Below are 19,502 nucleotides of genomic sequence, written 5' to 3'. Positions count from 1 at the left end.
ATCAGTCGAATGGATTGATCAGAGGGACGCCGGTGCGGGCGACGTCGATGACGTTGCGGGTGACGAGTGTCAGGCCGTGGACGCGCGCGGTTGCCGCCATCAGGCCGTCGATGACGGGCGGCGGCTGACCCGTGGCACTCAGCCGCCCCCATTCCTCCGCGACCTCTGCCGTGACGGGCAGAAGGCGGTCACGGTACGAGGACGTCAGACCGGTCAACCAGCGCTCCAGAATCTCGGCCTGCTTCGGGTCACGCGGACGGAGTCGTTCGACGCCGCGCCGTATCTCGCCGACGACCATGGCGCTCAGATAGGCGACGGCGCGGGAGTTGGCCGCCTGCCATGCGACGACGCGTGGATCCGGCACGCTCTTGCGCAACTCGAAGACCACATTCGTGTCGAGCAGAAATGCCACGCTCAGCCAGCCAGGTCAATGTCGCGGGGCGGTTCACCCGTCCGGCCGATCTCGGCATCGAGGTCGACGTCGTCGAGCGGATCAACACGCAGATATTCCATCAAACCGACCTGCTCACCCTTCAACCTGCGATACGCGGCGATATCGATCACGACCGCGACCTCCTCGCCGTGCTTGGTGACGATTTGCGGCTCGCCCGTCTCCGCAGCACGCAACACCTCACTGAAACGCTGTTTGGCTTCTTGCACCTGCCAGTACATAACGCCCCCTGTCTAGACTGACTAGACTGTACCGCAGGTAATCAGAAGACCGTTCCCGCGTCGGTGGGAAGGAGGGTGTCGAGGCAGCGTTCGGTGAGGGCGGCGACGGTGAGGGCGGGATTGCAGGCGGCGGTGGAGCCGGGGATCAGGGACGCGTCGAGGACGTAGAGGCCGGGGTGGTCGTGGACGCGGCCGAACAGGTCGCAGGCGCGGCCGAGGACCGCGCCGCCGAGCGGGTGGAACGTGTACGGCTCCAGCGCGTTCATGTCGAGCAGGCCGTAGGGCGCGGCAGCGGCGGCGGAGAGCAGGCCGTCGAGCGCCGGGATGCCGGTGAGCGGCGGATTCGGGCCCGGCGACGGCGTACCCGCGACAAGGGTTTGCAGGGTTTCTCGAATCGCGCTCTGCGCGGCGGCGTCGGCCGTGGAAGGCCAGGTCAGACGGGCTTCGTCGGTGAGCGGACGGTACGTGAAGCGGCCCTCGGGCGCGCACAGCCCGATGCCGGGCAGCGGCATCGCGTGCGTCTCCACCGGGAAGGGCGCGGGCCCGAACTCGACCGTGACCGCACGCGCCGGATCGGACCAGCGCTTGATCGCCACGCTGGTCGGCCCGCCCTGGTACGCCCCGGTCGGCGACGGGACCAGCGCGCGCAGGTGGAGGCGGAGTCCGTTGTTGCCCCAGTGCAGCCCGACCTGGTCGTTCAGGTGCGGCAGCGCGCCGGTGTCGCGCGCGCGGACCAGCAGGCGGGTGCTGCCCATCGAGCCCGCGGCCAGGATCAGCGCGTCCGCGGTGAGGACCAGCTCCGCCACGAGATCGCCGTCCACGGTGATGTGCCGGGCACGGACCTCGTAGCGCCCCTGCGAGGACGACGCGGAGATGTCCGTGACCACGTGCAGCGGGCGCACCTCGGCCAGGCCGGACGCCTCCGCCCAGGCCAGGTAGTTGCGGTCCACGGAGGTACGCGCGCCGCTGTTGATGCCGGTCAGGTACTCGCCGATCGAGGCCGCGGGTACGGCGGTGCCGGCGAGTTCGTCGCGGACCACGGACCAGTCGCAGGCCTCGTCGAGGCGGCCGGCGGGCAGTCCGGCGCGGGCGGCCTGGTCGAGGAAGAGCCGGGTGGGCGCGTACCGCGGGTGGGCGAGCACGTCGTCCGGGATCGACGCGGCGCTGATCCGCGCCCGGACGCGCGGGTAGTGGACGTCGGCCATCTCCTGGTAGTCGACGCCGGGCGGCATCACGCGGCTGAACACGTCGCCGTCCGGCTGCAGCATCACGCCGTCGACCAGCGAGAGGCCGCCGACGCCGGCTCCGGTGATCACGTCCATGCCGTCGCCGTGGACCCGCTCGAAGAGACCGGCGTACGGGCGGTAGACCACGGGCGGCATGCCGGGGTAGACCGGCGAGGGGGTGAACCACGACGAGCGGCGGTCCGGGCGCAGGAACGGCGGGAAGGTGTCACCGCCGGGGAGAACCGGCCAGCGGCGGCCGCGTTCCAGCACGAGGGTACGAACACCGGCCTCGGCCAGGCGGTACGCGGCGATGGCACCGCCGTACCCGGAACCGACGATGATCACCCGGTGATGCTCCCGCCGGATGCGGGGCGGCGACGGCGGCCCGGGCAGCAGCGCCGCGGCGGACAGGGCCAGCACGTTCCGGCGGGTCAGCTCCGCGGCCACGGTCGCTCCTCAGGGGTCGGCTGCACGCAGTCTGGCCCGGCCCGGGGAACGCCGCACGTCGATCTTCAGGCCGCCATGGCGTGGCGGAGGCGGGCGTGCAGCGCGCGGGTCTCCGGTGAGGCCGGGGCGCCGATCTGGGAGTGCAGCAGGGTGACCAGGTCGTCGTACTGGCGGAGCGCGCGGGCCGGGTTGCCGAGCGCGGCGTGGCAGCGCATCAGCCCGCGGTGGGCGGCCTCCAGCAGCGGATCGTGCTCGATCAGGCGGGCGAACGTCTCGGCGGCCTCGGTGAAGCGGCGCTCGCGGCCGAGCAGCACGCCACGAGTCAGCATGATCTGCTCGTAGCGGCGGCGCAGCCGGTCTCGGGGGACGTCGGCCCAGTCGCCGGCCGGTACGTCGGTGAGAAAGTCGCCGGGGTAGCGGCCGGCGGCGTCGGCGAGCGCGGCGATGTCCTCCGAGTCCTCGCCGGCCGCGGCCAGGAACGTGTCGACGTCGTAGACGACGTCGCCGTCGAGCCGGTAACCGCCGGCGGTGAAGCGCACGGTGGCGGCGCCGGCGAGCGCGCGGCGCAGGTGCTTCAGGCAGGTGTGGAAGCTGTTGCGCAGCTCCGCGGCCGCGGCCTCGGGCCAGAGCGCGGCGCCGATCTCGTCCTTGGTCGCACCGGGGTGGGTCAGCAGGTGGTAGAGCAGCTCGCGCGGTTTCGCGTAGGTCCAGTCCTCGGGGCCGAGCCGGCGGTCGCCGACGAGCACACGGGCGCGGCCCAGCGCGTGCACGACCAGCCGCCCCGGCGGGTGGCCGCCCACGGAAGCCGGCGCGACACCGCCCACGGACGCCGGCGCGACACCGCCCACCGGCGCGGGTCCGCGCGATCGTGGTCCGGACGGCTGTGGCAGCGAAACGGCCGGCGCGTCCTCGGTCCCGCCGGCCGGCGCCGCACCCGGCGCGTCGACCCGCGGGTTCGCCGGGACCGGCGCGGCGGGCGGTCCGGCGGACGGCGGTGGGTCCGAGGCGGCGAGCGCCAGCTCCACCGCCCGGGGAAGCGTCGACGCCCTGCCCTCCACCACCGCGCGCTCCCACTCCCCCGGCCCCAGGCGCGAGGCCACCGCTCGTACCCCCCGCTCTCGTTCCAGCCGGTCGCACGGCGGCAGCGGGGTGCCGATCTCGGTGCGCGCCGCGGCCGCGGCCGACAACAACACCGCGGCGGTACGCGCGTCCGTCACCAGTCCGGCCAGCACGTCCAGCACCCCGGCGGTACGCCACCGGTCTCCCACCCCGTGATGCACGGTCAGCGCGTCCCGCAGCAGGCCGCGCGCCTCCTCCCGCTCACCGAGCGCGAGCGCGGCCAGCCCGAGCTGCTCGGTCGCCCACGCGATCCCCTCGTCCGACCCGAGCCGGCGGGACAGCGCGAGCGCCTCGCGGAGCAGCGGCCGGGCCCCGGCCGGGTCGCCACCGCGCAGCGTGGCCGCGCCGAGGTCGACCAGCGCGCCGACCATGCCCTCGGCGTCGCCCAGCTCCCGGAACCGGCGCAGCGCGTCCGCCGCGAGCGGGGCCGCGCGCGCGTAGTCACCCTCCACCCAGGCCGTGAAGCTCAGCGACTTGATCGCCCGGGCGGTGCCGGCCGAGTCGCCGAGGTCGCGCCAGATGTCCAGGCTCTGCTCGTGCCGGGCGCGGGCATCCGCGTACCGCCCCTGCTCGCGGGCGATGCCGCCGAGGTTCTGCAGCGCGGTGGCGGCGCCGCGCCGGTCACCGGCCCGGGTGAGCAGCGTGACCGCGCGGTCCAGGTGGGCGGTGGCCGGCTCGTACGCGCACTGCAGGAACTCCAGCGTGCCGAGCGCGGCCAGCGCCTTGGCCAGCAGCGCCGGCGGCGTGTCCGGCCCGGCCAGGTCCAGTGCGGCCCGGAGCCGTTCGCCGCCCTCCGCGTACCGCCCGCGCAGCCGGTGGTAGCGGCCGAGCGCGGCGGCCAACCGGATCGCCGTGGCCGGGTCGTGCTCGTGCGCCCACACGAACGCGGACCGCATGTTGTCGCACTCCACGCGCAGCCGGTCGAGCCACAGCTCCTGGCCGGCTCCGGTCAGCCGCGCGTCCGCCCGCTCGGCCAGCGCCGTGTAGTAGCGCGCGTGCTCGGCCGGGCCCGCGGGGCCGAGCGACGAAGCGTACTGCCGGACCACGTCGAGCAGCCGGTACCGCTCGGTGTCGCCGTCCGCCTGCGCCTGGACCAGCGACTTGTCGACGAGCCGGGCGAGCAGCGGCAGCGCGTCCGGGCCGCCGACCGCCTCGGCCGCGTCCAGCGTGAAGCCGCCACGGAAGACCGCGAGCCGGGCGAAGAGGTCCCGTTCCGGCGGTGGCAGCAGGTCGTAGCTCCAGTCGAGCGCGGCGCGCAGCGTGGCGTGCCGCGCGGGCACGTCCCGGTCCGCGGTCACCAGCAGCCCGAACGCGTCGTCGAGGCGGTCCAGGATGCGCTGCGGTGGCAGCATGCGGACGCGGGCGGCCGCGAGCTCGAGTGCGAGCGGCATGCCGTCCAGGCGGCGGCAGAGCCGGGCCACCGCGTCCGCGTTGCCGTCGCCGACCGTGAAGCCGGGTGCGACGCGCCGCGCCCGGTCCGCGAACAGCTGCATCGACTCCGCGCCGGGCAGCCCGTCGACCCACCAGACGTGTTCGCCCGCCACGGCCAGCGGCTCCCGCGTGGTGGTCAGGACGGACAGGCCGGGGCAGTCGCGCAGCAGCCGGACGGCCAGTTCGGCGACCGCCTCGACCAGGTGCTCGCAGTTGTCCAGCACCAGCAGCAGCGACCGGTGGCCGATCAGGTCGGCGAGCGAGCGCCCCGGCACCTCGGCGACCCCGAGGGCATCGAGCACCGCGGGGCCGGCCTGGGCCGCCTCCACCTCGGCCAGCATCACCCAGGCCGTGTCCGGCCCGGTGCAGATCTCCCGGGCCAGCCGCGTCTTACCGCTGCCGCCGGGTCCGACGAGGCTGAGCAGGCGTGACTCGCCGAGCAGGCGACGGATCTCGGTGACGTCGCGGCGGCGGCCGATGAATCGGGTGAGCGGGGGCGCGGTCATGACCTGGCAAGCATTCGATCCATGGCCGTCACGGTCAAGCGGATTGTCGGCTCCGCGATGACCCGGTATTTCCGCGCTTCCCCCCGCGCCACCCCGCGTCTCCCCCCGCACCCGGCCGCCACTGTCGTGAGGTCAGTTCCGAACTCCTCCGAAGGGGAAACAGATGCTCAGGCGTCTCGCCGTCATCGCGGTAACCGCCGGTGCCGTCACCGCGGCCCTGCTGCCGGTGGCCGGCCCGGCCTCCGCCGCACCGGCGTCGTTCACGAAGATCCAGGGCGCGGCCTCGAACGCCGCCGGCCTGCAGGGCACGGTCGCCGCGTACCGGCTGCTGCTCGGCGACCCGAACAACGGGAGCCTGCTCGGCACCCAGCCGGCCGGCCGCCGGGAGATCAACTGGGACGGCACGCCGGACGCGCAGTCGGCTCCGAACGCACTGCCGCGGGACTTCTTCAACACCACCGCGCCGCGCGGCGTGGTCTTCTCCGGCGCCTCGACGTTCCAGGTCAGCGCGGACAGCTCCAACCCGTCCGCGGCGCCGGTCCGGTTCGGCAACATCAACTCGACGTACCCGTCGATCTTCGGCACGTTCAGCCCGGAGCGGCTGTTCACGCCGGTCAACACGAACAAGACCACGATCAAGTTCTTCGTGCCCGGCAGCACCGAGCCCGCGGCCGTCAAGGGCTTCGGCGCCGTCTTCACCGACGTCGACAAGGCGAACACCACGCGCGTCGACGTCTACGACCGCTGGGGCGGCCTGCTCTGGGGCGAGTGGGTGCCGGCCGGCACCGCGTCGTCCAAGAGCCTGTCGTTCCTCGGCGTCACGACCGACGCGGACATCGCCGAGGTCCGCATCACCACCGGCAACGCCGCCCTCGGCGCCTGGACCAACGACACGTCCAGCACCGACCTGGTCGTCATGGACGACTTCCTCTACGGAGAGCCCAAGGCCCTCCCCTGACCCGCCACACCGATATCCAGTGGCCGGGGTTGCCGCCCCGGCCACCGGCCTTCCCGCGCGATGGCCTCACATTTCGACCAGATAACCACCGAGAAGACGACCAGATGCCCACGATACCCGCGGCCAAGTGTCCACGAGACCTTCGGCCAGATGCCCACGATACCCGCGGCCAAGTGTCCACGGGACCTTCGGCCAGATGCCCACTCAACCCGCGGCCAAGTGTCCACTCAGCCTACGGCCAAGTGACCGTTGATCTTGGCTATGACGCATAATGACTACATGCCCGACCTCATCCCCCGCCACGCTCAAGCCCTGGTGAACGATGCTCTTGCCGACACCCGGGTGATTCTTGTCAACGGCGCGCGACAGTCCGGCAAGAGCACCCTTGCTCGGCTGGCGACGGCACAGAATCCCGCGACGATCATGCGACTGCTCGACGACCCGGTGACCTTGCTCGCCGCGCAGGATGACCCGACGTCTTTCGTCGATCACGACGGGCTGATGGTGATCGACGAGGTGCAGCTGGCACCTGACCTGTTGAGGCCCATCAAGCTCAAGGTCGACCTCAACACTCGTCCAGGACAGTTCATTCTGACCGGATCGTCCCGAGTGCTGGCACTACGGTCGCTGCCGGATGCCCTTCCCGGTCGCATGGAGATCATCGAGTTGTGGCCGCTGTCCCAGGGCGAAATAAGTGGTGGCCCGGATCGGTTCATCGATGCTGCGTTCGCCCACGGCTCACAGATTGATCACACGTCGGAGTGGCGCCGGAAGGACTACCTGGCGCGGGCGGTCGTCGGCGGTTTTCCCGAGGCCATCCGTCGGACGGACCGCCGCAGGGCGGCCTTCTTCGACTCGTACCTGGCCACGTTGATCGAACGGGACGTTCTCGAGCTGGCGAGCATTGAACGGCGCGGCGAGATGTTCCGGCTCCTCTCACTCCTGGCCGGCCGGGTCGGCAACCTCCTCGTGCCCGGCACGCTGGCCGGCCAGTCCGGTATCCCGCGCACCACGCTGACCCGCTATCTCGAACTGCTGGCCTCGGTGTTCTTGATCAAAAGCGTTCCGGCCTGGTCGTCGAATATCACCCAGCGTGCGGTCGGCACACGGAAACTTGCGTTCGTCGACACCGGCGTCGCATGCCACCTGATCGGCCAAGACCTCGCCCGCCTCAACGACCCGGGCGGCGCGGCCGGACCGATCATCGAGAACTTGGTCCTCATGGAGCTGGCCCGCCAGCTCACCTGGAGCGATCAGCGGGCACGACTGAGTCACTTTCGCACCAAGGACGGGGTCGAGGTCGACGCGGTGCTGGAGACACCGGACGGCCGCGTCGTCGGCATCGAGGTGAAGGCCGGCGCGAACGTTCGCACCGAGGATCTGCGCGGCCTCCGCCTGCTCGCCGACACGGTGGGTGACCAATTCATCGCGGGCTACGTGCTCTACACCGGCCAGCAGACGCTCCCGTTCGGCGACAAGATCCGGGCCGTGCCGCTGGACGCCCTGTGGCGTGTCGCTCCCTGACCAGACCCGCGGCCATCGCGTGCTGAGGACGGCCGCGCAGCACCGAATCTCGGCCGATCGGGCACCACATTCCAGGCACCGGATCGCAGCCACCGGAATTGCCCGCTGAGCTGCTGGTGTGGGTACCGATAACCTCTATGGATTCCCCATCCGCAGCGTCTCGTTTCCGCGACTGCAGAAGTTCTTCTTCCGTGATCCGGCGAAGCGGGCGCCGCTGTCCCGGGCATGCGGGACGGCGGCTGGGGAGCAGCGCATAGAGTGGCGCGCGATGGACCCGCGGAAGATCCTTGTGGCGCTCGCCGGGCTGGCGCCGGCCAGGGCTGAGCTGGTGCTGGACGTGACCCGGCCGGGGCAGCCGTTCGCCTGGCTGGAGGAGCCGGAGCGGGCGCCACGGGGGCGGGCCGGGGAGCGGTTCGCGGGGCTGGACGCGCTGCACCGGGAGGAGCGGGTGCTGCGGCTCGGGCTGGCCTGGGTGCTGGGCAGCCTGGAGGTCGGCGGGGTGCGGCGGCGGGTGCGGGTGCCGCTGGTGTCGCAGCCGGTGCGGGTCGAGCGAGGGCTGCGCGGGCGGCTGCTGCCGGCCGGGGATCTGGAGATCACGCCGCTGCTGGCGGACCGGGCGCTGGCGGCGCGGTTCGAGGAGGCGTCCGGGCTGGGCGGGCCGGGGTGGCTGACCGCGCCCGGCACCAAGGCGTGGATCTCGTCGCTGGCCTGGGCGGCCGACCTGCCGGTGCGGGACGTGCTGGAGCCGCCGGTGCAGAAGGCGCCCGCGGCGCACCTGGTGGCGTACGCGGTGGCCGCGCTCTACGTCGCCCGGGACGTGGCCTCGACCGGCCCCCGGGACACGCTGCTCACCTGGTCGAACCGGACCGGACTGGAGCACACCGCGCTCGCCGCCGTCTACGACGGAACGGACGGCGGACCAGACGGCGGAACGAACGGCGGGCCGGACGGCGAGACCGACCGCGTCCTCTCGCCACTTCCGCTGAACGCGGCGCAGCGGACCGTGGTCGCGCGCAGCCGCCGGGAGCGGGTGGTCGTCGTCTCCGGGCCGCCGGGCAACGGCAAGTCGCACGCGGTCGTCGCGGCCGCGCTGGACACCGTGGACCGGGGCGGCTCGGTCCTGATCGCCACGCAGTCCCGGCACGCGGCCGAGGTGCTGGGCGGCCTGCTGGACCGCTATCCCGGCCCGGTCCCGGTGCTGTTCGGCGACGCGGAGCGGCGCGAGGAGATCGCCACGAGGCTCACGGCCGGTCTCGGTGAGGGCGTTCCGCCCGGCCGTCTGGCCGAGGACGCGCGCCGGGCCGCCGACGCGGCCGAGACCGTGGCGCGCACCGAGTGGGAGATCGCCGCGGCGCTGTCCCGGGAGGCGCTGGCCGAGCGGCTGGAGGAGTGGCTGCCGCAGCTCCCGGCGCTGCGCACCGCCGTACCCGCGGCCTTCGCCCCTGATTTTGATCTTGATAAGGCCGGCCGGCTGCACGACCGGGCGACCGCGGAGGCGCACGGCTGGTGGCGGACCTGGCGGCGCCGCCGGGCCGCGGCGGCACTGCACAAGATCTTCAAGACCGAGGACCGCGTGGGTACGGCACTGGAGGCCGCCGCGAGCGTGCGCGCCGCGGCCGAGCTGGCCGCGACCGGCGGCACCGACCTGGCCGCGCGGTGGGACGCGCTGGCCCGTGCGGACGACGCGCTCGCGGCCGCGACCGGCACCCGGATGCGCCACGACGCGACCAGCGCGGCCCGCTGGGACGCCGCCGCCCGCCGGAGCGCGTCCGCACTGGCCGCCGCGCTGCGGGCCGGACGGGCCCGGCGCCGCGAGGCCCTGGCCGCGCTGGACGCGAAGGCGCTGGTCCGGGCGCTGCCGCTGTGGGTCGGCACGGTCACGGACGCGGAGGATCTGCTGCCGGCCGTACCGGCGCTGTTCGATCTGGTCATCCTGGACGAGGCCGCGCACATCGACCAGCTCCGGGCCGCGCCGGTGCTGGCCCGCGCCCGCGCCGCGCTGGTCGTCGGCGACCCGCGCCAGCTGCGCTTCGTCTCCTTCGTCGGCGACGCGGACGTGGCCGTGACGCTCGCGGCCCACGGCCTCGGGGGATACGCGGACCGCCTGGACCTCCGCCGGATCAGCGCGTTCGACCTGGCCGCCGGCGCGACCGCGGTGACCGTGCTGGACGAGCACTACCGGTCGGTGCCGCACCTGATCGAGTTCTCCGCGCGGCGCTTCTACGACGACCGGATCGCGCTGGTCACCCGCCATCCGCGCACCGAGGGCACGGACGCGGTCGAGGTTCGCCGGGTCACGCCGGAGAGCGAGGTCGAGGCCGTGGTCGCGGAGGTCCGCGCGCTCTCCGGCGAGACCAGCGTCGGGGTGATCACGCCGTTCCGCGCGCACGCGGACGCGCTGGAGGCCGCGCTGCTGACCGCGTTCGGCGTGGACGAGATCGAGGCGATGGGGCTGCGGGTCGGCACGGTGCACGCGTTCCAGGGCGCGGAGGCGGACGTGGTGGTCGCGTCGCTCGGGCTCTCCGACGCGGATCCGGCGTCCCGGCACCGGTTCGCCGCGGACCCGAACCTGTTCAACGTGCTGATCACCCGGGCCCGCCGCCGCCTGATCGTGCTGACCGCGCAGGAGCGGCCGGCCGGACTGCTCGGCGACTTCCTGCGGTACGCCGCGGAGCCGCCCCGCCCGGCGCACGCGCCGCCGGACGCGGCGAAGGGCTGGGCCGCCCGGCTCGGCCGTGAGCTGGCCGAGTCCGGCGTGCCGGTGCGCGCGGACTACCCGGCCGGCCGGTGGAGCGTGGACCTGTGCGCGGGTGAGACCGGCCTGATCTGCCGGGTGCACCCGGACGGCCCGGCCGCGCACATCGAACGGCAGCGCACGCTGCGGCGCGCGGGCTGGCGGCTGCTCGACGCGTTCCCCACCCGCTGGGACGGCAACGCCGCCCGCGCCGCCCTGGACCTGGCCGCGCCGGCGCCCTGATGAGCGCCATGCTGTTCCGGCGCGCCTCGGTCATGGGGGTCAGCTGCTGATGTCGCGGGCCCAGGGCAGCGTGAGGCGCTCGATCAGCACGATCGAGTAGAAGAGCATCACGCTGGTCAGCGCCAGCACGATCGCGGCGAACGCCATGGCGTGTCCGCGGAGGCGCTGGACAGCGCCGTGCGTGACCGGCCCATGAGGGGCCTCCCCCGTGAGGTCAGCCCCTGATCAAGACATCCACGTTTAACGATGCTTAAGGCAGGCCGCGACTATCGGTCCTAGATCTGATAGAGATAGGTCGGAGGTGGGGACAATGGCGTTCTATCGTTCCGTCGGCGAGGTTCCACCGAAACGGCACACACAGCACCGGCGCCCGGACGGCGGCCTCTACTACGAGGAGCTGATGGGCGAGGAGGGCTTCTCCTCCGACTCGTCGCTGCTCTACCACCGCGAGATTCCCACCGCGATCGTGGACGCGTCGCCGTGGGAGCCGCCCGGCCTCGGCACCACGGCCAACCATCCACTACTTCCCCGGCATCTGCGGCTGCACGAGCTGTTCAAGCAGCTGGAGGACGCCGACGTCGTCACCGGCCGGCGGCTGATCCTCGGCAACGGCGACCTGCGCATCTCCTACGCGGTGGCGAACACGCCGTCGCCGCTCTACCGCAACGCGATCGGCGACGAGTGCGTCTACGTCGAGTCCGGGTCGGCCACGGTCGAGACGGTGTTCGGCGCGCTGCGGGCGACGGCCGGCGACTACGTGATCCTGCCGCGCGCCACCACACACCGGTGGATCCCCGAGCAGGGCCCGCTGCGGGCCTACGTCATCGAGGCGAACAGCCACATCGCGCCGGCCAAGCGGTACCTCTCCCGCTACGGCCAGTTCCTGGAGCACGCGCCGTTCTGCGAGCGGGACCTGCACGGGCCGGACGCGCCGCTGACCGCCGACGGCACGGACGTCCCGGTGCTGGTCAAGCACCGCGGCAGCACCGGCGTGACCGGCACCCGCTACGTCTACCCCCGGCACCCGTTCGACGTGGCCGGCTGGGACGGCTGCCTCTATCCGTACACGTTCAGCGTCCATGATTTCGAACCGATCACCGGGCGCGTGCACCAGCCGCCGCCGGTGCACCAGGTCTTCGAGGGCGCCGGCTTCGTCATCTGCAACTTCGTGCCCCGCAAGGTCGACTACCACCCGCTGGCGATCCCGGTGCCGTACTACCACTCCAACGTGGACAGCGACGAGGTCATGTTCTACTGCGGCGGGAATTACGAGGCGCGCAAGGGCTCCGGCATCGGCCAGGGCTCGATCTCGCTGCACCCGGGCGGGCACCCGCACGGCCCGCAGCCCGGCGCCTACGAGCGCTCGATCGGCGTGACCGAGGTCGACGAGCTGGCCGTCATGGTCGACACGTTCCGGCCGCTGGAGCTGGGCGAGGGCGGCATCGCCTGCGAGGACCCGTCCTACCCGTGGAGCTGGGCCCGGTGAGTTACGGCGTGTTCAGCGTCGGCGACGGCCCACGCCGGCTCGGTGCGCTGGCCGGTGACCGGGTGATCGACCTGTCCGCCGCCGGGATCTTCGCGGCCACCTCGCTGAACCCGCTGCTGGCCGCCGGCCCGGCCGTGTGGCACGAGGTGCACGGCCGGCTCGCCGGCGTCGACCTGGAAAGACATTCCCACCCCGCCGCCACGGTACGGATGCACCGCCCCTTCGACGTGGCCGACTACGCGGACTTCTACGCCTCCGAGCACCACGCCACCAACGTGGGCCGGATCTTCCGCCCGGAGGCGCCGCCGCTGCACCCCAACTGGAAGCACCTGCCGATCGGATACCACGGCCGGGCCGGCACGGTCGTGGTATCCGGCACGGACGTCCGCCGGCCGGCCGGCCCGCTCGGACCCGGCGAGTTCGGCCCGACGCGCAAGCTCGACTTCGAGGCGGAGATCGGCTTCGTGGTCGGCGTGCCGGCCGGCGGCCCGGTGCGCTGCGACGACTTCGCGGAGCACGTCTTCGGTGTCTGCCTGGTCAACGACTGGTCGGCCCGGGACGTGCAGCGCTGGGAGGCGACGCCGCTCGGCCCGTTCCTCGGCAAGTCGTTCGCCACGTCGATCGGCGCCTGGGTCGTACCGCTGCATGCCCTGGGTGCCGCACGGACCGCCGCGCCGCGCCAGGACCCGGCACCGCTCCCCTATCTGCGGGGCGACCGGCCGTGGGCGCTGGACCTGCAGATCGAGATCCGGATCAACGGGTACGTGGTGTCCCGTCCCCGGTTCGCGGACATGTACTGGACGCCGGACCAGATGCTCGCGCACCTGACCGTGAACGGCGCCGCGCTGCGCACCGGCGACCTGTTCGCGTCCGGCACGGTCAGCGGCCCGTCCCGGGATCAGCGCGGCTGCCTGCTGGAACTGTCCTGGGACGGCCGCGACCCGCTGCCGCTGGCGGACGGCGAATCGCGCGCCTACCTGGAGGACGGCGACACGGTCACCATCTCCGCGGCCGGGCCCGGTGGCGTCTCGCTCGGCACCGTGGCCGGCACCGTCCGCCCCTGCGCGTGATCCGGGGTGAAGGCCGACGATCAGTGATCCAGGCGTCATTCAAGTCGTTGGACGCTCGGATGACGCCTGGATCACCATCAGGCCGGTGACCCTGACGTCGGAAGCTGCTCAGAGGAACAGCACGGCGTCACTCCTGGCGGCGGCCCACGTAGTAGACGGTGGCGGCGGCCGCCGCGACCATCAGCACCGCGATCGCGCCGAGGCCGGAGAGCGGCGTCAGCATGGTCTCCGGCGCGGCCTCGCTGCCGAGCAGCACCATCATCGGCCCGACCGGCGGCACCGCGCGGAGCAGCACCATCGCGCCCACCGCACCGACCGCGACGAGCACGGCCACGCCGGCGCGCCGGATCAGCAGCCGGGAGCAGAGCAGTCCGACCGCGATCCCGGCCAGACCGGCGGTGAGCTGCGCGATCACGCCGACCGCCAGGCCCGCGCCGGTGATCGGGTGCCGGCCCGCGTAGAGCGGATAGATCAGCCCGGCCAGCGTCAGCAGCACCGCGATGAACGCGGCGGCCAGCACGTTCCCCGCCAGCACGCGGGTCTCGCCGCCGGCCGCGGTCGCGGTCATCGCGCGCTGGGTGCGGTCCTCCGTGTTGATCAGCACGACGGTCAGCCAGGTCATGCAGAGGAAGAGCACGAGCGCGCAGGCCGAGTACGTCTCCGCCAGCGGCCCGGCGTCGCCGGTGGTGAGCACCGTGATCGCGGCGCCGAAGAGCAGGATCGGCGCGATGTACGCCTGGCTGCGCACCAGCATCGACAGCGAGTAGCGGGCCAGCGCGATCATCGGGCCTCCTCCGCGACGTCGGTGTCCTTCACCAGCGTGAGCCGCGGCCGGGGCGCGGGCTTGCGCGCGGGGCTCGGAGCGGCCGGCTCCGGCTGGCCGCCGGCATCGGGCTCGCCGGCCTCCACACCGCCCACCGGACGATCATCGACCGGCTGGTCGCCGCGCTCATCCGCCGGCCCGGGGAAAGCCGCATGGTCATCAGCCGGTCCGGCGTTCGCCGCCGCACGCTCACCGGCCCACTGGGCAGCCGCCGCACGCTCACCGGCCCGCTCAGCAGCCGCCGCACGCTCACCGGCCGCACGGTCGTCCGACGCGTGCCAGGCGTCGCCGGGGTGGCCGCCGCGCGACCGGCCGTCGTCCCACACCGCGTCGTCGTCCAGCACCGCGTCGTCGTCCAGCACCGCGTCGCCGGGAAGCCCTCGCGACTCGGCGGTGCCCGGCGTGCCCCGGCCGAGATCGATCCCGTCGAGATCCTCGCGTGACCGGCCGCCCGCGGCCACCGGCACCGGGGCGGAGCGGCGGACCGACTGCACCGACCAGCCGTTGCCGAGCGCCTGGAAGATCAGCTCGTCCGCGTACTTCGCGACGATCTCCAGCGTCACCACCGCGTCGTCGCGGCGCGCCTCCAGCACGCCGGGCAGGCGCCACCAGTCCGGCTCCGGCGCGTCCAGCGCCGCGTCGACCAGCTCCACGAACGCGAGCGTCTCGCCGGACGGCGCCGTGGAGAGCCGCCCGCCTGCGATCCGGTAGATCACCGACGCGCTGGCCGAGACCACCGCCTCCCGATGGTCGGTGAACACCACCGCACCGCCCTCGCGCGCGGTCTCCGCGATCAGCTCGGCCAGCACCTCGTGCGCGGCCGTGTCCAGGCCGGACCACGGCTCGTCCAGCACCAGCAGCTGCGGCGGCACCACGAGTGCCTGCGCGACCGCGACCTTCTGCGCGTTGCCCTTGGAGAGCCGGCGCAGCTCCGCGTTCGCGCCGCCGACCAGCGCGAGCCGGGTGAGCAGCTCGTCCGCGCGGGCCACGGCGGCGCGCGTGCTCAGGCCCCTGATCCGGCCGATGTGCTTCAGATAGGAGCGCGCGGAGATGCGCGCCTGGGTGGGGAAGCGCTCGGGCACGTAACCGACGACCCGCGGCCGGGCGATCACCGCGCCGGACGAGACCGGCGAGAGACCGGCGACGATGCGCAGCAGCGTCGACTTGCCGGAACCGTTGCCACCGACCACGCCGACGACCTCGCCCGGGTAGATCACCAGGTCGATGTCGTCCAGCACGGTGCGTGACCGATCGTATCGCTTGCCGACGCCGCGCAGCTCGACGAGGCCAGCCATGACACCTCCACATTCGCAGGCATCCGCCCGTCGCCCCGGCCCAGCATACAAACCGAAGAGCATTCGCGGGGGTACGCGACCGCGCCGTCACCCACCCGAAAACGATTACTAAAAGTGATCATCTCGTTGCGATCAGGTCCACGACGACGAGCAGCGCCACCACGTCCCAGCCGCGCCAGAGCTGCCGGAGCAGGTCCACCGGGATCAACCCGAACGGCGTCTCCACGATCGGCCCGTCGTAGACCAGTGCCGGCCGGGTGCCGGACCGGTACACCGCACCGGCCACGCCGAGCAGCAGCACCGCGCTCACCAGGAGCTGCCGGTCACCCGCGACCGGCAGGGTGATCAGGAAGAACAGCACCGTGGCGAGCGCCGGCACGGCTAGGTGTGCCAGCTTCAGCTCGGTGTCGCCGCCGCCGAGCGCGCGCCGCAGGCCCGGCGACCGGGTGATCGCGCGCAGCCCGCCGGCCAGCCGGTCACCGGCGAGGAACGCGGTCAGCAGGTGCGCCGGGCCGGCCAGACCCGGCACCGCGAGCGCGACCGCGTACTGCACCAGCACCAGCGCGGCCCAGCCGAGCAGCGCACCCCGCCGGCGGACGGCCCGGCGCAGCTCCGCCTGGGTCAGCACCCACCAGCGCGGGCCGCCCCGGAAGCGACCACTGCGCACCCGGCCGAGCGCACGCCAGCGGCGCACCTCCAGCAGGTCCGCGACCAGCGTCGGGTCCAGCATCACCGCGGCCGCGGCGGCACTGCTGGCGAACTGCGCGCCGGTCGTGGTGGTGGACCGGTCCAGCCGGCGCAGCGCGCGGACCGCGAACACCACCGCCGTCCCGGCGGCCGCGAACACCAGCGGCGGCACGGCGGGCGGCACCGACCCGGCCGGGCGCGGCATCGGCGTACCCCCGGCGAAGTGCAGTGTCACCACCGCGCCCGCGATCAGCGCGCCCGCGACGATCGGGACCCGGCCCGGCAGCTCCGCCGCCCACCGTGCCCGGCGCACGCCCTGGGCCACCACCGCACCGGCGCCCGCCAGCAGCCCGATCGCGGCGCCGAGCAGCGTCCCGTCCACGGTGCCGGGGCCGAGGCCGGAGCCGCCGGCCGCGATGCCGGACAGCACGCCGAACAGGAAGCCGAGCAGCGCCACCACCGCGGACGCGCCGGTCAGCAGCCCGGCGAAGCGGGGCAGCAGCAGCGCCCGCCGGTCGATCGGCGCGCTCGCCACCCAGGACTGCAGCGCCGGGCCGACGAAGACCGGGCCGAGCGCGCGGAGCCCGGCCCAGCCGAACCCGGCCGCGGTCAGCACCGCGGCGATCACCAGCCAGCGCTGCTCGGCCGGGTCGCCGGCGCTGACCGTCGTGGAGCCGAGGAAGTCGCGGCCCATGTCGACGAACGCCCAGCCGTAGAGCGCGGCGAGCAGCGCGAACAGGTACAGATCAGACAGCAGGTCACCCAGCGACTTACTGTGGTGCCGCCGCCGGAGCCGCCGCAGGCGCGACCGCACCTCGCGCACGCCGGCCGCCGTCGCGCCACCGGCCGGCGCCCCGGCCACATCAGTGCCGGGCGCGCTCACGCGCCGATCTCGATCCGCAGGTCCGCGACCGCCGCGATCAGCTCCTCGTCGTGCGAGGCCATCAGCACCGCGACGCCGGCCGCCTTCTCCCGCAGCAGCCGCTCGGCCAGCCAGGCCCGGCCGCGCACGTCCAGCCGCTGCTCCGGCTCGTCCAGGATCAGCAGCCGCCGGGGACGCACGAAGCACGAGGCCAGCGCGAGCCGCCGGCGCTGTCCACTGGAGAGCGTGGCCGGCAGCTGGTCCCGCGCCCGGTCCAGCCCCAACTCGGTCAGCACCTCGCCGACCGGGTCGCCGCCACCGCCGTGCGCGGCCGCCAGCAGGTCGAGGTGCTCCACCACGGACAGATCCGGGAAGAAGTCGATGTCGTCCAGCGCGGCCGCCATGATCGACCGCGTCCACGGGTCGGCCTCGTCGAGCCGCCGCCCCTCGGAGCGCACCTCGCCCTCGTCCGGCCGCTCCGCCCCCACCACGCACCGCAGCAGCGTCGTCTTCCCGGACCCGTTCGGCCCGGTCACCACGCCGGCCTGCCCGGCCGTCAGCGTGAAGCTCACGTCGTCGAGCACCAGCAGGTCCCCGAAGCTGCGCCGCAGCCCCCGCACGTCCAGCGCCACCATGGCGGCCACTCTGTCAGATCGGCCGACGACGCCACGATCGCCCTACCGGCCGTCACGACCATCCGGAGATAGAGATAATCCAATCTATCGATCGAAAATGATTGAACGCGATGTTCATCTAATCAATGTTGAGACACCTCGACGCAAGTCGCCGCATCCGCAACGCGGTGATGCACTTCAACCCGGACCCGCTACCGGCAGACGCGATGGCCAAGCTTAGAAAACTCAGTGCCCTTCTGAAGCAGTACAGCGACTGAGAGCCGGAAACGGTCCGTGGCCAACGGTGCTCAGCTCGGGATCGCAAAGTCCAGAACGGTGGTCCGCCCGGCCTCGACGGTGACTTCCGCAACCTCGCCGACCAGGTCGGTCCCGTAGCGGACACGAAACTCGTAGCGTCCCGGGCTCAGGCCGGACCAGCGGTAGGCGCCGGTGCCGTCGGTGGCGACCACCTCCTCGCGGATGTCCGCGCCGCCGGGCACGTCCAGCGCGCGCGGCTCCAGCGCGGCGCCGGCCACCGGGGTGCCGTCGGCGGTGGTGACCGTCCCGGCCACGACGCCCGTGTCGCCGGCGACCGCGGGCGGTGGCGTCATGGAGCTGTCCACCGGCGTGTCCGGCCCGGAGCCGGGTGCGGCGTCGCCGCCGCACCCGGCCGTCAGCAGAGCCGTCAGCAGGATGATCGCGAATCCGTGGCGCATCGTGCCTCCCTCATGGAACCCGCGGGTTTGGACGCCGCGCCACGGTCACCGGTTCCTACAGGCCGTTCCAGTACTGGAAGTTGGTGAACACTCCCTCGGTGATCCGGGTGCCGCGGTTGTGGTTCGAGAACGGCGGTGAGCCGCCGGTCCGCAGGCCGTACGCGTGGACGGCCAGCCCGCACGGGCCGCAGTCGTCGCGGTACGTGTAGATCGGGCTGCCGCTCTGCCCGCCCACGGTGTCGTTGTGGTAGAAGAGCTCCCGGTCGTGGCTCACCCGGATCTGGTCGTAGCTGGCCCACTGCTCGCCGTCCGGCTTGTCACCGGGGTAGCCGCGGGTCGACGTGCCGGTCCCGTTCAGGCTCGCGCTCTGCCAGCGGAACCCGTACGTGCCCACGGTGTTGCCGACCGTGCAGTCGAGCTTGATCGCACCATAGTCGTACTGCGTGTTGCGGTCGTTGATCCAGCCGTTGACCGAGTGCATGCTGATCGACGCGCACGAGCCGTACGGCGCGGCCGTGCCGTTGCGGCCCGGCCAGGCGCGGACGCCCTGCCCGGTCCGCCAGCCGCCGTTGTCGTGGCTGAACACGCAATGACCTGCGGTGATCACGGTATTCGGCCCGATCAGCCAGCCGGTGCAGTAGAAGATCGTCGCGCCGTTCGCAACCCGGGTGAGCTGGACCGTGGCGCTCGCCGGCCACCACGTGGTGTCCGTCTCGCGGATCCGGTCGTCCGTGCCGATGACGCTCTGGGCGGCCATCAGGTTCTCCGGCCGGCCGGACAGGTCCGCGGTGTGCGAGGCGCCGTCCGAGCCGGTCACGCCGGTTCCGCGGGTCGCCGGGACCATCGACACATCCGGCAGCGCGGCCAGCGCGGCCGCGCTCCCGATCGTACCGTCGCTGGAGACCGGTGTGTCGGGATCTTTCGCGGCCGCGTGGACGGGCGCGGCCGTGGCCAGCAGCATCCCGCCGATCGTGACGCCGACCAGCGCCAGCCGTGTGCGGTGAATGAGGTTCATGGTGCGTCTTCCTCCTCCGTGTTGCCAACGGTGGGAGGGCAGGACGAAGCGCCGGAAGGCCCCCGTCAGCGACC

The 19,502-nt window shown here is 73.2% G+C and carries 15 protein-coding genes; 5 read left to right on the top strand and 10 right to left on the bottom strand.

The window, feature by feature from the left end; genetic code table 11:
• Position 1 precedes the first annotated feature (1 nt).
• The 4 genes from J2S43_RS03080 to J2S43_RS03065 all read right to left on the bottom strand — a co-directional run bounded on the left by J2S43_RS03080 (position 2) and on the right by J2S43_RS03065 (position 5,401).
• Positions 2–412 (bottom strand): type II toxin-antitoxin system VapC family toxin, encoded by a 411-nt coding sequence (locus J2S43_RS03080; protein ID WP_306827017.1) that lies wholly within the window; start codon positions 410–412, stop codon positions 2–4.
• Between the two features lie 2 nt (positions 413–414).
• The gene (locus J2S43_RS03075; RefSeq protein ID WP_306827016.1) at positions 415–672 is read right to left on the bottom strand and encodes a type II toxin-antitoxin system Phd/YefM family antitoxin; all 258 of its coding nucleotides are present in this window, start codon (positions 670–672) and stop codon (positions 415–417) included.
• A gap of 41 nt (positions 673–713) precedes the next feature.
• Positions 714–2,345, bottom strand: a complete 1,632-nt coding sequence (locus tag J2S43_RS03070) for a GMC oxidoreductase (protein ID WP_306827015.1) — start codon at positions 2,343–2,345, stop codon at positions 714–716.
• A 65-nt stretch (positions 2,346–2,410) separates the two neighbouring features.
• On the bottom strand, positions 2,411–5,401 hold the full coding sequence (locus J2S43_RS03065) for a tetratricopeptide repeat protein (protein WP_306827014.1): 2,991 nt from the start codon (positions 5,399–5,401) through the stop codon (positions 2,411–2,413).
• A gap of 163 nt (positions 5,402–5,564) precedes the next feature.
• Between J2S43_RS03065 and J2S43_RS03060 the strand changes: the two genes are divergently transcribed.
• The 5 genes from J2S43_RS03060 (at position 5,565) to J2S43_RS03040 (ending at position 13,416) form a co-directional block, all read left to right on the top strand.
• Positions 5,565–6,359: a hypothetical protein gene (locus J2S43_RS03060; protein WP_306827013.1), complete on the top strand. Its 795-nt coding sequence runs from the start codon at positions 5,565–5,567 to the stop codon at positions 6,357–6,359.
• Between the two features lie 279 nt (positions 6,360–6,638).
• On the top strand, positions 6,639–7,883 hold the full coding sequence (locus tag J2S43_RS03055; protein ID WP_306827012.1) for an ATP-binding protein: 1,245 nt from the start codon (positions 6,639–6,641) through the stop codon (positions 7,881–7,883).
• Between the two features lie 268 nt (positions 7,884–8,151).
• Positions 8,152–10,860, top strand: a complete 2,709-nt coding sequence (locus J2S43_RS03050) for a DEAD/DEAH box helicase (RefSeq protein ID WP_306827011.1) — start codon at positions 8,152–8,154, stop codon at positions 10,858–10,860.
• Between the two features lie 310 nt (positions 10,861–11,170).
• Positions 11,171–12,346, top strand: a complete 1,176-nt coding sequence (locus tag J2S43_RS03045) for a homogentisate 1,2-dioxygenase (RefSeq protein WP_306827010.1) — start codon at positions 11,171–11,173, stop codon at positions 12,344–12,346.
• Complete coding sequence (locus J2S43_RS03040) at positions 12,343–13,416, top strand: fumarylacetoacetate hydrolase family protein (protein WP_306827009.1); 1,074 nt, start codon at positions 12,343–12,345, stop codon at positions 13,414–13,416. The genes J2S43_RS03045 and J2S43_RS03040 overlap by 4 nt, the downstream gene beginning before the upstream one ends.
• 127 nt (positions 13,417–13,543) lie before the next feature.
• Here the strand turns inward: J2S43_RS03040 and J2S43_RS03035 are convergent, their stop codons facing one another.
• The 6 genes from J2S43_RS03035 to J2S43_RS03010 all read right to left on the bottom strand — a co-directional run bounded on the left by J2S43_RS03035 (position 13,544) and on the right by J2S43_RS03010 (position 19,428).
• Positions 13,544–14,200, bottom strand: a complete 657-nt coding sequence (locus J2S43_RS03035; protein WP_306827008.1) for a hypothetical protein — start codon at positions 14,198–14,200, stop codon at positions 13,544–13,546.
• Positions 14,197–15,534, bottom strand: coding sequence for an ATP-binding cassette domain-containing protein (locus J2S43_RS03030; RefSeq protein ID WP_306827007.1), 1,338 nt, complete (start codon positions 15,532–15,534; stop codon positions 14,197–14,199). Before J2S43_RS03030 ends, J2S43_RS03035 begins: the two co-directional genes overlap by 4 nt.
• 118 nt (positions 15,535–15,652) lie before the next feature.
• Positions 15,653–17,104, bottom strand: a complete 1,452-nt coding sequence (locus J2S43_RS03025; protein WP_306827006.1) for a DUF6297 family protein — start codon at positions 17,102–17,104, stop codon at positions 15,653–15,655.
• Positions 17,101–17,718: an ABC transporter ATP-binding protein gene (locus J2S43_RS03020; protein ID WP_306827005.1), complete on the bottom strand. Its 618-nt coding sequence runs from the start codon at positions 17,716–17,718 to the stop codon at positions 17,101–17,103. The genes J2S43_RS03025 and J2S43_RS03020 overlap by 4 nt, the downstream gene beginning before the upstream one ends.
• A 287-nt stretch (positions 17,719–18,005) precedes the next feature.
• Complete coding sequence (locus tag J2S43_RS03015; protein WP_306827004.1) at positions 18,006–18,413, bottom strand: carboxypeptidase-like regulatory domain-containing protein; 408 nt, start codon at positions 18,411–18,413, stop codon at positions 18,006–18,008.
• A 55-nt stretch (positions 18,414–18,468) separates the two neighbouring features.
• Positions 18,469–19,428 (bottom strand): trypsin-like serine peptidase, encoded by a 960-nt coding sequence (locus tag J2S43_RS03010; protein ID WP_306827003.1) that lies wholly within the window; start codon positions 19,426–19,428, stop codon positions 18,469–18,471.
• Positions 19,429–19,502 lie beyond the last annotated feature (74 nt).

This window comes from Catenuloplanes nepalensis, assembly GCF_030811575.1.
Classification (GTDB): Bacteria; Actinomycetota; Actinomycetes; order Mycobacteriales; family Micromonosporaceae; genus Catenuloplanes; species Catenuloplanes nepalensis.
The sequence above is the reverse complement of the archived record's forward strand: the minus strand, read 5'-3'. Positions and strand labels throughout refer to the sequence as shown.

Excerpts from the sequence above, each read along its gene's own strand:
- J2S43_RS03075 (WP_306827016.1), bottom strand. The coding sequence starts at position 672 with ATGTACTGGCAGGTGCAAGAAGCCAAACAGCGTTTCAGTGAGGTGTTG.
- J2S43_RS03065 (WP_306827014.1), bottom strand. The coding sequence starts at position 5,401 with ATGACCGCGCCCCCGCTCACCCGATTCATCGGCCGCCGCCGCGACGTC.
- J2S43_RS03060 (WP_306827013.1), top strand. The coding sequence starts at position 5,565 with ATGCTCAGGCGTCTCGCCGTCATCGCGGTAACCGCCGGTGCCGTCACC.
- J2S43_RS03055 (WP_306827012.1), top strand. The coding sequence starts at position 6,639 with ATGCCCGACCTCATCCCCCGCCACGCTCAAGCCCTGGTGAACGATGCT.
- J2S43_RS03050 (WP_306827011.1), top strand. The coding sequence starts at position 8,152 with ATGGACCCGCGGAAGATCCTTGTGGCGCTCGCCGGGCTGGCGCCGGCC.
- J2S43_RS03045 (WP_306827010.1), top strand. The coding sequence starts at position 11,171 with ATGGCGTTCTATCGTTCCGTCGGCGAGGTTCCACCGAAACGGCACACA.
- J2S43_RS03035 (WP_306827008.1), bottom strand. The coding sequence starts at position 14,200 with ATGATCGCGCTGGCCCGCTACTCGCTGTCGATGCTGGTGCGCAGCCAG.
- J2S43_RS03030 (WP_306827007.1), bottom strand. The coding sequence starts at position 15,534 with ATGGCTGGCCTCGTCGAGCTGCGCGGCGTCGGCAAGCGATACGATCGG.
- J2S43_RS03020 (WP_306827005.1), bottom strand. The coding sequence starts at position 17,718 with ATGGTGGCGCTGGACGTGCGGGGGCTGCGGCGCAGCTTCGGGGACCTG.
- J2S43_RS03015 (WP_306827004.1), bottom strand. The coding sequence starts at position 18,413 with ATGCGCCACGGATTCGCGATCATCCTGCTGACGGCTCTGCTGACGGCC.
- J2S43_RS03010 (WP_306827003.1), bottom strand. The coding sequence starts at position 19,428 with ATGAACCTCATTCACCGCACACGGCTGGCGCTGGTCGGCGTCACGATC.